The organism is Paenibacillus sp. KACC 21273, assembly GCF_028736095.1.
GTDB classification, from domain to species: Bacteria; Bacillota; Bacilli; order Paenibacillales; family Paenibacillaceae; genus Saccharibacillus; species Saccharibacillus kyungheensis.
This window is the reverse complement of the sequence record NZ_CP117876.1, coordinates 1,503,407-1,517,811: the sequence shown is the minus strand read 5'-3', so window position 1 is coordinate 1,517,811 and position 14,405 is coordinate 1,503,407. Positions and strand designations below refer to the sequence as shown.

Annotated in this window: 14 protein-coding genes and 1 pseudogene; 6 read left to right on the top strand and 9 right to left on the bottom strand. The window is 38.3% G+C overall.

Going from position 1 to position 14,405, the window contains the following annotated elements; genetic code table 11:
• A complete protein-coding gene (locus tag PQ460_RS07045) occupies window positions 1-1,122 on the bottom strand; it encodes a glycosyltransferase family 2 protein (RefSeq protein WP_273613181.1) in 1,122 nt (373 codons plus the stop codon).
• 370 nt (window positions 1,123-1,492) lie between these two features.
• Here PQ460_RS07045 and PQ460_RS07040 point away from each other — a divergent pair, with 370 nt between their 5' ends.
• Window positions 1,493-2,446, top strand: coding sequence for a DMT family transporter (locus PQ460_RS07040; protein ID WP_274172187.1), 954 nt, complete (start codon window positions 1,493-1,495; stop codon window positions 2,444-2,446).
• Window positions 2,447-2,494: 48 nt separating this feature from the next.
• Here PQ460_RS07040 and PQ460_RS07035 read toward each other — a convergent pair whose 3' ends face one another.
• Entirely contained in the window at window positions 2,495-3,127 is a 633-nt protein-coding gene (locus PQ460_RS07035) for a restriction endonuclease (RefSeq protein WP_274172186.1), read from the bottom strand.
• A gap of 303 nt (window positions 3,128-3,430) precedes the next feature.
• Entirely contained in the window at window positions 3,431-3,979 is a 549-nt protein-coding gene (locus PQ460_RS07030; RefSeq protein WP_274172185.1) for an NAD(P)H-dependent oxidoreductase, read from the bottom strand.
• Between the two features lie 211 nt (window positions 3,980-4,190).
• Here PQ460_RS07030 and PQ460_RS07025 point away from each other — a divergent pair, with 211 nt between their 5' ends.
• Window positions 4,191-4,571: a winged helix-turn-helix transcriptional regulator gene (locus PQ460_RS07025; RefSeq protein WP_274172184.1), complete on the top strand. Its 381-nt coding sequence runs from the start codon at window positions 4,191-4,193 to the stop codon at window positions 4,569-4,571.
• A gap of 85 nt (window positions 4,572-4,656) precedes the next feature.
• Here the strand turns inward: PQ460_RS07025 and PQ460_RS07020 are convergent, their stop codons facing one another.
• A complete protein-coding gene (locus PQ460_RS07020; RefSeq protein WP_274172183.1) occupies window positions 4,657-6,435 on the bottom strand; it encodes an acid phosphatase in 1,779 nt (592 codons plus the stop codon).
• Window positions 6,436-6,623: 188 nt separating this feature from the next.
• On the opposite strand from PQ460_RS07020, the gene PQ460_RS07015 reads away from it, so the two are divergent.
• On the top strand, window positions 6,624-7,511 hold the full coding sequence (locus PQ460_RS07015) for a sulfurtransferase (RefSeq protein ID WP_274172182.1): 888 nt from the start codon (window positions 6,624-6,626) through the stop codon (window positions 7,509-7,511).
• Between the two features lie 118 nt (window positions 7,512-7,629).
• Here the strand turns inward: PQ460_RS07015 and PQ460_RS07010 are convergent, their stop codons facing one another.
• Window positions 7,630-8,466, bottom strand: a complete 837-nt coding sequence (locus PQ460_RS07010) for a helix-turn-helix transcriptional regulator (protein WP_274172181.1) — start codon at window positions 8,464-8,466, stop codon at window positions 7,630-7,632.
• Window positions 8,467-8,581: 115 nt separating this feature from the next.
• On the opposite strand from PQ460_RS07010, the gene PQ460_RS07005 reads away from it, so the two are divergent.
• Window positions 8,582-9,421, top strand: coding sequence for an NAD-dependent epimerase/dehydratase family protein (locus PQ460_RS07005; protein WP_274172180.1), 840 nt, complete (start codon window positions 8,582-8,584; stop codon window positions 9,419-9,421).
• Between the two features lie 370 nt (window positions 9,422-9,791).
• A pseudogene (locus tag PQ460_RS07000) lies at window positions 9,792-9,890 on the top strand (sulfurtransferase); the annotation flags it as partial.
• A gap of 107 nt (window positions 9,891-9,997) precedes the next feature.
• On the opposite strand, the gene PQ460_RS06995 reads toward PQ460_RS07000, so the two are convergent.
• Complete coding sequence (locus PQ460_RS06995; RefSeq protein WP_274172179.1) at window positions 9,998-10,927, bottom strand: VanZ family protein; 930 nt, start codon at window positions 10,925-10,927, stop codon at window positions 9,998-10,000.
• Between the two features lie 324 nt (window positions 10,928-11,251).
• Window positions 11,252-11,698 carry a hypothetical protein gene (locus tag PQ460_RS06990; RefSeq protein WP_274172178.1) on the bottom strand — a complete coding sequence of 149 codons (447 nt, stop codon included), beginning with the start codon at window positions 11,696-11,698 and terminating at the stop codon, window positions 11,252-11,254.
• A 313-nt stretch (window positions 11,699-12,011) separates the two neighbouring features.
• Between PQ460_RS06990 and PQ460_RS06985 the strand changes: the two genes are divergently transcribed.
• Window positions 12,012-13,226 (top strand): FAD-dependent monooxygenase, encoded by a 1,215-nt coding sequence (locus tag PQ460_RS06985; RefSeq protein ID WP_274172177.1) that lies wholly within the window; start codon window positions 12,012-12,014, stop codon window positions 13,224-13,226.
• Window positions 13,227-13,389: 163 nt separating this feature from the next.
• Here the strand turns inward: PQ460_RS06985 and PQ460_RS06980 are convergent, their stop codons facing one another.
• Together PQ460_RS06980 and PQ460_RS06975 are read right to left on the bottom strand one after the other, a co-directional pair.
• Complete coding sequence (locus tag PQ460_RS06980) at window positions 13,390-13,749, bottom strand: hypothetical protein (protein WP_274172176.1); 360 nt, start codon at window positions 13,747-13,749, stop codon at window positions 13,390-13,392.
• Window positions 13,724-14,398, bottom strand: a complete 675-nt coding sequence (locus PQ460_RS06975) for a hypothetical protein (RefSeq protein WP_274172175.1) — start codon at window positions 14,396-14,398, stop codon at window positions 13,724-13,726. Before PQ460_RS06975 ends, PQ460_RS06980 begins: the two co-directional genes overlap by 26 nt.
• Between the last annotated feature and the right edge of the window lie 7 nt (window positions 14,399-14,405).

The window sequence follows — 14,405 nt, the reverse complement described above, 5'->3', positions numbered from 1 at the left end:
TTAACGCACCCGCCGATCCAGTCGCCAGATATCGATTAAAGATCGCAAAAAGCGAGCTGAATCTTTCCACACTTCAATATGCGAACCTTCGCGGTCAATACATTTGACAGGAATCTGTAACACACGTAATTGCAATCGTTTGGCGATAAACATCATTTCCAAATCAACTGCCAGTCCAAGCTCTTGTTTTAGATGAGGAAACATTCGCTTTACGGCTACAGAACTCATAATTTTGAGACCGGTCTGCGAATCAATCACACCTGTTGGCAAAAATGGCCTACAAATCTGTCGTTTGCAAAAGCTGACTATTGAACGTACCAGTGACCGATTTTCGGCAGTCATGTCTTTGGTGCCAATCACTACATCGTAATATCCTTGCCTGACCACATTGATCATTTTGGCAATATCCTCGATAAAAAAGGAATCATCTGCATCGACAAATACATAATAATCAGCTTCTATCGTACGCATTCCTTCCAAGTATGTGCCTGCTTTGCGTGTATTACGCTCTAATTGCTGGGCTTTGAAAAGCGGGCTAGCATTACGATTAATTCGATTGATCACCATACTTGTTGAATGTTCTAACGATTCTAAAAGATGCTGCGTTCTATCCAAGCTTCCATCGTCTATGACATAGATAGAACCTTCTACCAGATGACTGCGAATAAACGTTTGCAACCGTTCTGCAAATTTTTTCACATGAATAAACCGCTCTTCTTCGTTGTACACCGACAAAATAAAAGCAATATGCGGGCTTTTAGCTGGATATTCGGGGTACAATAAACTTTGAATTTCAGAGAGCATTTCTTCGCTATGATTATCTTTCCAGTACAATAATCGCAATCGACCTACTCCTGTAATGCGCACGAGATGTTGATCACTAACAGGCTGAGCAACATCAGTAATTAACAATAGTGCCATTTGTGGAAAATACAGTCTGATCTGATTAGCCGTTTGTACAGTTCGTTCAGGATCTGTATACGCGATAATGCAACAACGTGCAGTCTCATACATTTCCAGTTCATCCGGTTGATCACAAAACGATGTTTCGTAAAAATAAATAACATTTTCGTAGTCAATATTTCGGATATGATCCGTAAAAATGGTTATATGTCCATGCATGAAAGTACCCTCCGTTTAGTGCGGATACCTTATTTTGTCTAAAAAGGATTAAAAATGTTTTTACTTTAGTATAAAAGTACTACTTCTATTTTTAATACTTTATTAACAAAATAACATATAATCATTGATATAAAAGCATTTTTTATAAATAAAAACTAAAAATCAAGATGTTAAGAATTTTATCTTTAGACCTATTTTTCTTAAAAAATAGAAATAAATGGTTCTTTTTTACTAGTACTAAAGATTTTTATTATGTCAATAGGAAGATTTTCGAGTAATCGTTTCCAGCTTGTAAGGGATAGAGTATAATCATAAAGGCATAATTCTTCAAAAATAAAACAATATTATACTTATATTTAGGAGCACACCTATGAATCCACATGCACCCTCTAAGAGTCCTGCTATTCCTTTAGAAATTCTTTATGTGATTGGTATTCTGGCTATTTCGTTTTCTTCTATTTTTATTCGCTGGTCAGATGCAGAAGTATCGGTGATCGGTATGTACCGATTATATTTCACCAATTTACTATTATTACCGCTTGCAATTCGTTATCGCAAAGAACTATTTCGGATTCAGCCCAAAACATGGTTGATGTTAGGAATTTCAGGCTTGATGCTTGCTCTGCATTTCCTGCTCTGGATGGGTTCGCTACGCTTAACTACTGTAGCTAGCTCCACTGTGATTTTGACACTGGAACCGATTATGGTCGTTATTGGCTCCTATTTTCTATTCCGTACCCACACAAATCGATTTATGATTATCGGTATGGGTATGGCTGTTATCGGATCGGTAGCGATCGGTTGGGGAGATTTTGCCCTTTCAGGAACAGCATTACAAGGCGATATTTTATCGTTTCTTGGTACGATTGCAGTAGCTATACATATGCTGATCAGCAAACATATTCGTTCTCATATGGAAGCTTTAATTTATAATTTCTGGGTATTCTTTATTGCAGGTAGTGTAATGGCACTTTACAATCTGTTCAATGATATTCCGTTTACCGGTTATGCTGCTAAAGATTGGGGCGTATTCTGGTTACTCGCTATTGTGCCTACTCTATTTGGACATTATTTGTTTAACTGGCTGTTGAAATATATGAATGCTGGTGCTGTATCTATGGCGGTATTGGGTGAACCTGTTTTTGCTTCACTGCTTGCTTTCTGGTTACTGGGCGAATCGTTAACAGGTATTCAATTAGGTGCTGGTGTATTGATTTTACTCGGGGTATGGGTATTTATTCGATTCGGTAAAGACAAAACTGAAGCGTTAGTACCTCCTGATCTGATGGCGACAGAAGAAGAAATGGTAGAGCGAGAGAAATAAAACAATCTATAAAAAAAGGCTACTTCCGGATTAGGGAAGATAGCCTTTTTATCTACTTTTACGTGTACGATAAGTTGATCTTCGATTTGTTTGTTGTTGCCAGGGGGAAGAAAGAATAACAGGTTCACTTTCAATGATGTCCATCGCTTCTTCATGATCGTTGGACTTAAAATCTTCGATCAATTGAATAAGATCGTTGCGATCCAGTAACTTTACAGCATTGACTCCGGCAAGTGTCTCACAAGCTTTGGTAAAATAAGATGATGTGAGTACGATACATTTGTCAGCTTCATAATAACGCATCGACGAATAAATTTCTTGTACAGCACTCAGTCCGATTTTGTTATGTTCAGCATAGCATTTGGCTTGCAGTACGTTGCGTATTCCTTCTCGATCGGTAAATACCAGATCTGCTCCGAAGTCTCCACTCCCCTGCGTTTTGTATGTATCTTCATATCCTAATTCGGTAAAAAAGTGGTATAAATAGCGTTCAAATTCTGATCCTTCCATCTGATCGATATCCTGCATCGTAATACGGTAAGGATCAAGCTGTTGTCGGCGTATTCTGGCTCTTCGGCGCGATATACTTTTGATTACAAGTATAATGATCAATAGCGCAATTATCGCTATTCCCGCATAAATCCATAACGAATACTGCGCAAGCATGTCGTTGATATTCATGATGATGTTCTCCTCTAATTTATCGTTACCCTGAGTGTAACAAAAAAAGACTTGAACCGAAATACAAACGTTATACTGGAACGCTACTGGCTCAAGCCTTTTTCTAAAAGAGAGATGGATAAGTACAAGCAATAGAGAAAAAGAGTACTAAAAGAATTACTAAGAGGAATTAAAAAAGGAAATATATCGTATAGTGAACTCGCTTTTCATTAAGCTTATTTCCGGTGTAATGTAGATCAGATCTATTATATTTCTTACGATAAACCATCTCTACTGGCATAAAGCTATCTTTTATCCACTATATTATTTGCGAGCAGGTTCACTCTGATGCTCTATAATATAGTGGATATAGTCTTTTGCACTTTGATCAATTTGTTGTTCTGTTGCTTGAAAAGATGCGCCAAACATAGCGAAGTGTGGCAACGCTATAGCTCCTATATGTTGCATACTTGCTTGAAATGGGCTGAGTAACTGTTCTACTGTAAACGTGACCGAACCTTCTGGACGATAATTTTCCTGCTTGTTTCCAATCGCTATCGCTAATCCTATCTTTTTCCCGTTCAGCTTATTACCAGACGATCCATAAGCCCATCCATATAAAAATACATCATCTAACCACTTTTTGAGTAACGGTGGATAACTATACCAGTAAAATGGAAATTGTAAAATAATATGGTCATGGGCTTCCAGTAATTGTTGTTCTTGAGCCACATTAATATTCCAATCAGGATACACTTGATATAACTCATGAATAGTGACTTGATCCGGGTACTGAAGTAACTCCTGGTGCCAGCGTTTATTGACTTTGGACGTTGCAAGATTAGGATGTGCTAATATAATCAAAGTTTTCATCAGATCTGATTTCCTTTCGTTATGGGAGAATATTGCCATTATGATATAGCTTGACGGAAAAGAAAATACACACAATAAAGTCATGTACTTACTTTAAAGTGTGTATAGACTTTACCTTCGATATGGTGTAACAATAAAGAATCAAGCTTGTGATCAACGGTGATCCCAGCTCAATCTGGATAGCAAAATAGCTTAAACGGAGGGATATAGAATGAAGCAATATCATTTAGGTATAGAAGCTACCCTTGAAATAATCGGTGGGAAATGGAAAGCTTTGATCATCTGTTTATTAATGTTATCTGATAAGATGCGTACCAGTGAATTACAACGAAATATTCAAGGTATTTCGCAAAAAGTACTCATTCAACAATTACGTGAGCTTGAACAAGATGGGCTAGTCAGTCGTTATGTCTATCAGCAAATGCCTCCCAAAGTCGAATATTCTTTAACCGAATACGGCAGAACTGCCAATACTATTATAGAAATGATGTGTGCTTGGGGCACAGAAAATATTCATATCCGCCAGCAACAAGGGGAAGACATTGAACTATTAGACAACGAATTAACGCAGGATTTTAAATACACTATATAACGATGGCTTGCTATATAAGACAAAAAAGACAAAAAAGCCATCTATAAGATGGCTTTAGCGATATCAATCACTACGCAATACTCAATTATTTTTTGCTCACTTTTAATTTCACACTAGTATTAGTATAGATCGCTTTGACACTATAACCTTTAGGTAATCCTGTCGTTGTGATGGAAGAGAATTGTCCATGTTGCACAGATTTCTTGCTGATCACAATTTTCATACCACTTGCTGGCACATAGTTATTAGTAAAGTTTAATTGTAACTTACCGTTATAACTAGCTTTTCCTTTGATTTTCAAAAGGTCTGCTTTGCTCCCGATATTCAGTTCCAATGTACCTTTAGCATTTTGTTTGAAATCACCATCAATCATCCACATGCCAGCAGTCTGCTCTGCAAGTGTACCGCCCTGGTTTGTGACATTTCCACGTCCAAAGGCTGTCGCTGTGGTTCCTTCGAGTGTACCTTGCATCACCGTTGTATTTCCGCTAAATGTGTTTTTACCTTCTAGATAAAGCGTTCCTGTTCCCTTTTTAATCAGACCGCCTTTGCCGGCGATAACATTACGCCAGTGATCTTCCTGATTGAATCCACCTTTGTAAGCATCCATCGTCACTGTAACATTACTCATAAATGCACCATATCCATCGGCTGCGGCAAATAAATTCAAACGTCCCCACCCTTCGGCATCATCCAATACGGGATAACCGGAAGGAATTCCTGTTGTTGCCAACACAGCACGACGCTGTTGGTCGTTCAAGTATGGCTGACGGGTTTCTAACAATACTTCTGCCCCTTTAGGTACAGCTACAGGTTGGTCTTTAGCAGATATTTGCGGGAAATGGTATGTTAAGCGTTCGGTATACATTTTTTTATTTGCTTGGTAATCGCTAAAGCGATCTGGCGCTGTTCCTGTTTGCGTCATTAATATTTTTTGAGCTTGTTGGTATGCTTGCTTTTTCAATTCTTTGTTCGCTGGATCATTCAAAATCGCCGCAGATAGAGCGGTCGCCATCACACGTCCACCCATCACATCAAATGGAGAATGCATGCCTGCAACTATTCGATTATTTCCAAGTTCAGAAGCACGTGTTAATAACTCCTGATAACGTTCTGGAACAGCATAAGCCATTGCAAAAGCACTTAAATATGCCGCATTCGTATGACCACTTGGGAATCCACCATCAGATGTAGGATCAGACTTAATCTGTGGAACTAATGTTGGAATAACCAGTGCTGGCGAATCCCAACGGAAAGGACGTTTGTAATTGAAAAAGCTTTTGGCTGGATTACTCGATGAATAATCCCCACGTAACTTGTTCACCAGACTGACAACACTTCCCAGACTGGAGTTAGGATCACCTGCATTATTCCCTTCATCATCATACTTCTTCGTTGTTGCATCTGCCGGAACGTCTGTAATCGTTGTCGTTGCTCCTGCATCTTTGCGATACACATCTGTCAGTGAACCCAGACCGTCCATGACACTGTAACTCTGGTTACGGCGATCATCCAAATAAGCCGCTTGAGCTTGACTGGCTGTACGCTTTTTGGCGATATCTATAACCATTTGAATATTCTGGTCTAAAATTTTATGATTCACTGCTGTCCCAGAATCCCATGTCGTACCCGGTGTCCATAACTTTTCAAATCCAGATAATACCCCGATCACAGGATTCGACGACACAGACAGATGGTCTTTCGTATTTTTTTTATAATTTTCCACAAAATAACCCCATGCTGGCTTAACAGGAGTCAAAGCATCTTTGGCTTCTGCCGCATGCGAATAATGTCCACCGACTGTACCTGCAAATACAGATAACGTCAGGGATAGCCCTAGCATTTTGAACTTGGATAATTTCATAATAATGTAAATCCTCCTCAACATTGCGTATCTATGTACTTTCCACATCTTACGGTACTTTTGTTAACGCTATATCTGCTATTTATATGAAGTTTGTTAAACGTCTTTACTTATTCTAAATAGATACCTGTTGAAATATCATGTACACTATACAAAAAGACATTACAGTATAGAAGGAGCTACATATTATGCAAAATATAGTATCAATGAAATGGCTACTTGCTCGCTTATATGAACCGGATATGGTTATTGTAGATTGTCGGTTCTGGCTCAATGACAAACCTGCTGGGGCTATCGCTTATCAGGCAGAACATATTCCGGGTGCCGTCTATCTTGATTTGGAAACAGATTTGTCGGCTCCTGTTACAGCACATGGTGGTCGCCATCCGTTACCTGATGTAGATCAACTGGCACTCACTCTTGGCAAAGCTGGAATTAATTCAAATAGTCGTGTCGTAGTCTATGACGATAACAAAGGAATGAATGCTGCTAGATTGTGGTGGATGCTTCATTATGTAGGACATGAGCAAGTGTATATATTGAACGAAGGATTTACCACTTGGAAAAATGCGAACTTCCCTGTGACTAGCGATCAGCCTGTTGTGATTCCAACAACTTTTGTCGCAAATGTACAGCCTAATATGCTAGCCAACGTAGAAGACGTTCGTCAGGTGTCTCAAGCTTATCGTTCATTTAATACTACTGATTCTGCGTATGCTGAAAATAAAACGTCTGTACCGATACTGATCGATTCTCGTGAACATAAACGCTACTTGGGATTACAAGAACCTATCGATCCCAAAGCCGGACATATTCCAGGTTCGGTGAATTATTTCTGGTTAGATACCCATCATGATGAGCAAGATCGGTATGACAATGTAGAGCAGTTGGAAAAGCATTTTGCTGAGCTGGATAAGAATGCTGAGATTATTGTATATTGTGGTTCTGGGGTGTCAGCTTGTCCGAATGTGTTGGCGCTGAACGAAGCTGGGTATAAAAATGTGAAGTTGTATAGTGGAAGTTGGAGCGACTGGATTAGTTATGAAGAGAATCCGATAGCAATTGGGAAAGAGTAAAAAGATAGACGACAATGAATAAAACAGACCTTTATGATCTTATGTGATCTGTAAAGGTCTGTTTGATATTAGGCATTATATTAGGGTCATCATAAGGAAAATGTCGACTCCAATTAGCTTATCCATATTGCTGCGCACTCATCATCTGTTGCAAACGTATAGCTGTATCTGCTGAAGCTGTGTAGATCATAATTTTCCAATCTGGATGATTTGGTGGTTGTAATGTAACATGTTCAAAATCCATGTGTCCGATTACTGGTGTATACCATTCTTTATGACAATTGGTCATCACCTCTACATCATGTTTAGGCCATGTTTCACGAAATAATAAGTTCTTTCGCATCAATTCTTCAATCAGCTCTTTGAACTTATAATCATTAGGAAAATAGCCATAATCTGCGCGAAATCGTGCAATCAGAACTTGCATTTTTTCATCCCAATCGGTTGTATTCAACTTTAACTTACTATCTATTAGCAAATGCTTGATCCAATTTATCTTCTCGTTTCGAGGATTGGTATATGAAGGTAATTCAAAAACCAACTCCGCGGCTTTGTTCCACAATAATATATCCCAACTTCTTCCAAGGATAACTGCTGGATTCGGTTCAAGGGATTGAATCATTCGTACCAGACCTATCTCTATCTGCTCTTCTTCTGTCTTTTCAAATGGAATAGGCTTGGCCAGCAAATGAAGATGGCGACACTCGCTCTCAGTCAATTGCAGTGCTCTAGCGATATGGTTAAGCACATCTTCTGATGGCTGTACATCTCTTCCTTGTTCCAAAGAGCTATACCAGGATACACCGATATGAGCAATTTGTGCGACTTCTTCTCTCCGAAGACCGGGAGTTCGTCGTCTTCCGTAAGATACGATTCCTGCTTCTTCTGGAGTAAGCCTTTCCCGACGTGAGCGTAGAAATTCGCCTAATGACATATCTGAAGACATCTTTTGCATCGATCCTACCTCCTTATGCTGACACTCTTTATCATACGATAAACACAGGAAGGAAACTATACTGCTCTTCAATGATAATAGGGATGTAGCAAGAAAACCAGAGGAGGTTTGAGAAATGAAGATGTTTGTAACAGGCTCTACCGGTAAAGTAGGCAGTCGATTGATTCCACGTATTTTACAGCAAGGTCATGATGTCAAAATACTGGTTCGGGATGCGACTAAAGTTAAAAAGTTGCAACAGCAAGGAGCAGAAATCGTAGAAGGTGATCTTTTATACCCTGAATCTTATAAAGATGCTCTTCGAGGTACAGATGTTGTTATTCATTTAGCCGCCCAATTCCGTGGGGTGGATGAACATACAACCAAAATCACTAACTTGGATGGTAGTCTAGCATTAGCTCAGACGGTACTTCAAATCGGCGTCCCCCGATTTGTATTTGCTAGCACCAGTAATGTATATGGTCATGGGCACACGCGACCTAACCGTGAAGACGATGAGTTACGAGCTACAGCTGCTTATCCAGTATCCAAAATAGAGGCTGAAAAAGAACTACTCACCCTTCATCATGAACAAGGATTAGGACTTCGTATTGTAAGGCTGCCTTTCGTGTATGGTGATAACGATCCACATATCGAAGAAATCATTCCCTTTTTGCGTGATTGGCATCCAGCCAAACGAATGCATATGGGTCATCATGTAGATGTCGCTCAAGGCTTAATGCTAGCTGCAACCTTATCAGGTATAGATGGACGAATTTATAATGTTGCTGATGATGCACCTATTTCTGTTGCGGAGTTGCTTGAACTTTATAATACCGTAATTCCTAAAGAAGCATCGCAACAGGAGTTTGATCCATGGGATATGATTATGGACACTACCCGAATTAGAAAAGAACTACACTATCGCCCGATCTATCCCTCTTTTTATACAGCAAAAGATGCAGGTGCACTTTAATATAACCAAAAGAACTGTCCTATTTGCTTGGACGGTTCTTTTGGTTATATGTAGTATTTTCTATATTATATATTAATTAAATATCAGATTTTCGCTACATAATATGGTTAGAGGTCAATTCACTTTTCTTTAAAAACTCACTTTGTATTGAATATAGGCTCCTTATTTAGCTAAAGCTTATTCGTTTTACACTTTGACTAATCAACTCATAAATGTATAGAGTTGTTTCTTTGTTTCGAATAATCACAACTTCTTTATGTTCTTACTTGTTTCAATTTTCTAATATTCTTACTTTATTCTTTTTTGATAATTCCATACCCATTTGATAAATCCGATATCTATTTTTTACTGACAGTCTTTAGGTTTTTGAGTCTCTACTTATCCGAATATTTTGGCTTTGAAAGGAGCTAGATATACGAATTTGAAGTTGTACAGTGGTAGCTGGAGTGACTGGATTAGTTATGAGTAGCATACGATTGCGACTGGCGAAAAACTATAGCATTCTAAGATAGTTAACAAAAAAGCGAATCGAAGTCGTGATTAAGACCTGAATTCGCTTTTTTGCTGTTCTCTCTTTTATTCCCAGAAATGCTTCATCTCTCGATATCCCACATCCCACACCTTTTCATTTCCTTCTATCGTAATAGTAATTTCGTCGGCTTGTTCGAAATACCAATCAAATACTTGTGGCGTACGCAATGGATCATCTTTTTCGAAATTGGATAAAAAGATTTGTCGCCCGTCCACAAAAACACTTACACTTCCTTTCAAATCTTTTTGGTCTGGAATTCCATAATTTAAATAAAAATAAAAATCTTTGCCACCAAACTTGTAAGTATACGTTTCGGATTTCTTATTGTTTGCATCATATACATTAAATTGAGGAGTGATTTTTTGACCCTCTATTTTGAAAGGAAGCAATGCAGATTTTTTCGATGTGACTCCACTGCTATTTTCCCACTCGTTTAAAGCAACAAACGATCCCGGATTTTTAGCAACAGCTTTATCGATTCCAGCACCGATTCCCCATGAGACGAATAATAGTAAAATAATACAAATTCCCATAGAGATAGCACTTCGCCAAGTACCTTTCACACGAATGCCAACGGTATAAGCTACGAACCCGATCACTGCGCCGGATGAATTTTTCAACACATCACCTATGTCAAAGCTTCCACGTAAGGTTAAAGCCTGTATAGTTTCAAGCACAAGGATAGACAACATAAACAAGATAATGAATCGAATAAATTTCATAGGATACAACAGTGGAATTAAAATGCCAAAAGGAATAAAAGCCGCCGTATTTCCTAGACTCACAATATCCATTATCGTTGGGTGTAAAAATTCTAACGGATTGGGCAATTTTAAAAAATTATCGGGTACAAAGATAAACGTGTAACTGTCAACTTCAGAATCACCTCTACCAAAAGCAAAAAACATAAAATAAAGAATGAAGAGCGTATATAGCAGTGTTGTAGTGAGAATAAGTTTGCGTCTTGTTAACATTGTTAGCTCCTTTGGAAAGAAATTGTTCAATACTCTGTATAAAAGACAGACTTTCGCTTTGTTTTGTATCCATTTCTTAGGAGCCTAGTATTGAATAAGTCATTAAAACCACAAAAAGTCTCGTGAAATAGCAAAAAAGGATTGATCCTATACCACGACCAATCCTTTATATATTTACTTTTCTATTATTGTTGTTATCGATGTAGTTGAGTATAGATACCAAGCTAAGAGCTATTTAGTTACTCCACTGCTTGTATCCCAAAACCGCAAAATTAAGATTCATACTTGACTTGCATTTCTAAACGTATCTCCTTATGTATACTATTATCCTAAAGCTATACTGGCTTCTGTTAATCGATCTTGAGCTTCTAAATATCGTAACGTTTGTTCAATAACTTCATGATTTATTTCTTTCAATATAAGTAAATGCCTAATATTAAAACCTGAAAGATCCGCTTGCTTTTCAAAATAATGTATCAGTTTAGAAGGAGTTGTGATTAGACACCATCGCTTACTTCCATCTGAAAAAATAAGATCAACCTCCAGCAAATCATAGTCTATTGGATCATCTTCTGACTTCCATTCTTTCAAATACGGTAATGTGATATTCCCATCAATAAAGTGGGCTTTAGATATCCAAACTAATCTGCCATGGTTACCAGATATTCTATACTTATCGTCATGCTCGTTTTTTACGATATATTGATTGCCTCTTTTAAGCGCATGCTCATATACACCTACACTACAGCAAGTCACAATCTGTTGATCCATAAATAGATTTACTCCTATCTTTAATTCAGTATTTTTGATGTATATCGATACTTTAGTACATTATACAACCATTTGTTTAATTGATAAGAGAACGGTATACTTCGATAAATTCAAGAATATTTGCTAATCATTTGACAATAAAACAACCGAAATATCTGCCCCACAGTTTCAATTTCTAATCACAGCGGGTAAGGAACATCTAACTGCATCTCTCCACTTTTCACTAAGGGTGAGTTGTGGTTTTTTTATGATTGACTTTAATTATGCTAACGTATTCATAATGGCGTATCTACACGTCGAGAGGAGCAACATCATGACGGTTCAAAAAGCGCTGATTTCAGGTGCAAGTATTGCCGGGCTTAGTACGGCATTCTGGTTGAGCAAAGCAGGTTGGGAAGTTACGGTTATCGAACGTGCAAGTGCTTTTCGTGATGGTGGACAAAATGTCGATGTGCGTGGCATTGCGCGTGAAGTTCTTCAAATGATGGGCTTGGAAGATCAAGTTCGCAACCAGACGACAACAGAAGAAGGAACTGCATTTGTAAATGAAAAAGGACAAATCGTCGGTGCATTTCCGGTAGAGGATTCGGATGGACTGACGGCTGAACTGGAAATTCTGCGTGGAGACTTGGCACGTATTATTTTAGATACGTTACCAGAGCAAGTTCAGGTTCGTTATGGTGACTGGATCGAAAACATTGTAAATCACAAAGAACATGTTGAGATCGACCTGCATTCTGGCAAAACTGAAATATACGATTTGCTTATTATCGCAGAAGGTGTGCGCTCTAGAACACGGGATAAAGTGTTTGGAGATCGTGTATCCAGACGTGAACTGGGTCTGAATATCGCATATGGTACGATTGAGCGACAAACTGGAGATGATCGATGGTGGCGTTGGTATACAGCTACAGGTAGTCGCCAAATTTCACTTCGTCCTGATAATCAAGGAACGATACGTGCGATGCTCGCATTTAAAGATCGCGATCGTAATCTTGCATCTATTCCTTCAGAACAGGCTCGTACAGAATTGCGTACTATTTTTGCAGGAGCTGGCTGGGAAGATCAGCGTGTGATTGATGGATTTGCTACATCAAAAGATGTTTACTTTGATTACCTTACGCAAATTATGATGTCCACATGGTCAGAAGGCAGAGTATGTGTTACCGGTGATGCGGCTTGGTGTGTGACTCCTATCGGTGGTGGCGGATCATCGCTCGCATTGATCGGCGGATATGTTCTTGCGGCATTCCTATCACAACCTGAATCCAATGAAGCAGACGGAATAGCTATTTGTCTAAACAAGTATGAACAATGGATGCGCCCTATTGTAGATAAAGCACAGCATTTGCCGCCTGGAGCTCCCGATCTATTTTATCCTAAAACCAAACTTGGAGTCGGCACAATGCAGACCCTTGTACGAATCGCTAGTATGGGTCCTATTCGCAAACTTGCTTCCCGTATCGGTCATGTAGCCCGTACTGACCAACAACTACCTGATATCAGACTTGTACAGACAACAATATAAGTATTTTATTTATAAAATTCTCTGCACACATAAAATGGATATTATAATTGTATTGACCTGATGTTTAGCCTTCTTCATGTACAGGTTATCTCCTATAAAAGATACAGAACTTTGCTTTCTGTCCAATCTCTTATAGGAGAATAATGTTGTATATAATCAAAGTTTAGAATTTTTCTTGAGGTACTCCGGTTATTTTTTCGATTATTTGAGGATCTAATTTTAATTCTATCATTTTCCTCATCAAATTATCTCTTTCAGTCCATATTCCAAATGCTTTCCCATTTTCGAATCCATCGTCTCTGGCTTCTTCAATATCTTTTGAAACATCCATATACTCACTAGTTAATTCACCGCACCACGAAGATTGCTCTTGATCATACATAATTTTCGCTTCTACCTGAATATCCTCAGCATATAAAATGATTTTTTCTCCATCGATAAGTTCAAAATAGTTCATATCAAAAGCAGGGATTCTTATTCTATTAGGATTAGGGTTATTAAAATCTGTACATATCTTTTTCATATTGTTCTCCTTCATTTGCCTGATGTGTACTTAGCCAGTTGATCATAAAATCAAAAAGTTCTATAGAGTATCTATGTTTACGAGTACAATATGGCAATTCATTTCTAATCTTTTCTATATTACTCTCAATATCAACCGATTCGATAAAATGTACCAGCCCCGGACAAAAGTCATTCAATGCTTTAAAATATCGTTTGTGCGGTTCAATAAATTGTACATTTAATTCAAACCCTCTTCTTAACCGAGTAGAATCACCTGCTTTGCGTTGTCTGAGATTAGCTTCATCGGTATAAAGAACAAAATAGGTATCTGGAAACCCTAACTTCTGTTGCTCTATCAAAGGACGATAGAAACGTTCGACAAATGCCAAACTTTGCCCATCAAATAAAGTAAAATCAAAAGACCAGTTATACCAGAATGGTTGAAATAGATCGATATCAATAATAACTTGTGTATGTAATTCCTTCTCCAGCGCAATATTCCATCGATCCAATTGTCGCTCAAAAAACCATTCAGGATATGCTCGTTCTGGCTTTTCCCACCAAGCCGCAACTTCGGGAATGTGAAACGCTTGGTTTTCCCTAGCAAGTGCAATCGAAGTTGCCGTTTTCCCTACGGCACTTGCGCCTTCAATACTTATAATCGTCATAACCTAT

Excerpts from the sequence above, each read along its gene's own strand:
- PQ460_RS07045 (WP_273613181.1), bottom strand. The coding sequence starts at position 1,122 with ATGCATGGACATATAACCATTTTTACGGATCATATCCGAAATATTGAC.
- PQ460_RS07040 (WP_274172187.1), top strand. The coding sequence starts at position 1,493 with ATGAATCCACATGCACCCTCTAAGAGTCCTGCTATTCCTTTAGAAATT.
- PQ460_RS07035 (WP_274172186.1), bottom strand. The coding sequence starts at position 3,127 with ATGAATATCAACGACATGCTTGCGCAGTATTCGTTATGGATTTATGCG.
- PQ460_RS07030 (WP_274172185.1), bottom strand. The coding sequence starts at position 3,979 with ATGAAAACTTTGATTATATTAGCACATCCTAATCTTGCAACGTCCAAA.
- PQ460_RS07025 (WP_274172184.1), top strand. The coding sequence starts at position 4,191 with ATGAAGCAATATCATTTAGGTATAGAAGCTACCCTTGAAATAATCGGT.
- PQ460_RS07020 (WP_274172183.1), bottom strand. The coding sequence starts at position 6,435 with ATGAAATTATCCAAGTTCAAAATGCTAGGGCTATCCCTGACGTTATCT.
- PQ460_RS07015 (WP_274172182.1), top strand. The coding sequence starts at position 6,624 with ATGCAAAATATAGTATCAATGAAATGGCTACTTGCTCGCTTATATGAA.
- PQ460_RS07010 (WP_274172181.1), bottom strand. The coding sequence starts at position 8,466 with ATGCAAAAGATGTCTTCAGATATGTCATTAGGCGAATTTCTACGCTCA.
- PQ460_RS07005 (WP_274172180.1), top strand. The coding sequence starts at position 8,582 with ATGAAGATGTTTGTAACAGGCTCTACCGGTAAAGTAGGCAGTCGATTG.
- PQ460_RS06995 (WP_274172179.1), bottom strand. The coding sequence starts at position 10,927 with ATGTTAACAAGACGCAAACTTATTCTCACTACAACACTGCTATATACG.
- PQ460_RS06990 (WP_274172178.1), bottom strand. The coding sequence starts at position 11,698 with ATGGATCAACAGATTGTGACTTGCTGTAGTGTAGGTGTATATGAGCAT.
- PQ460_RS06985 (WP_274172177.1), top strand. The coding sequence starts at position 12,012 with ATGACGGTTCAAAAAGCGCTGATTTCAGGTGCAAGTATTGCCGGGCTT.
- PQ460_RS06980 (WP_274172176.1), bottom strand. The coding sequence starts at position 13,749 with ATGAAAAAGATATGTACAGATTTTAATAACCCTAATCCTAATAGAATA.
- PQ460_RS06975 (WP_274172175.1), bottom strand. The coding sequence starts at position 14,398 with ATGACGATTATAAGTATTGAAGGCGCAAGTGCCGTAGGGAAAACGGCA.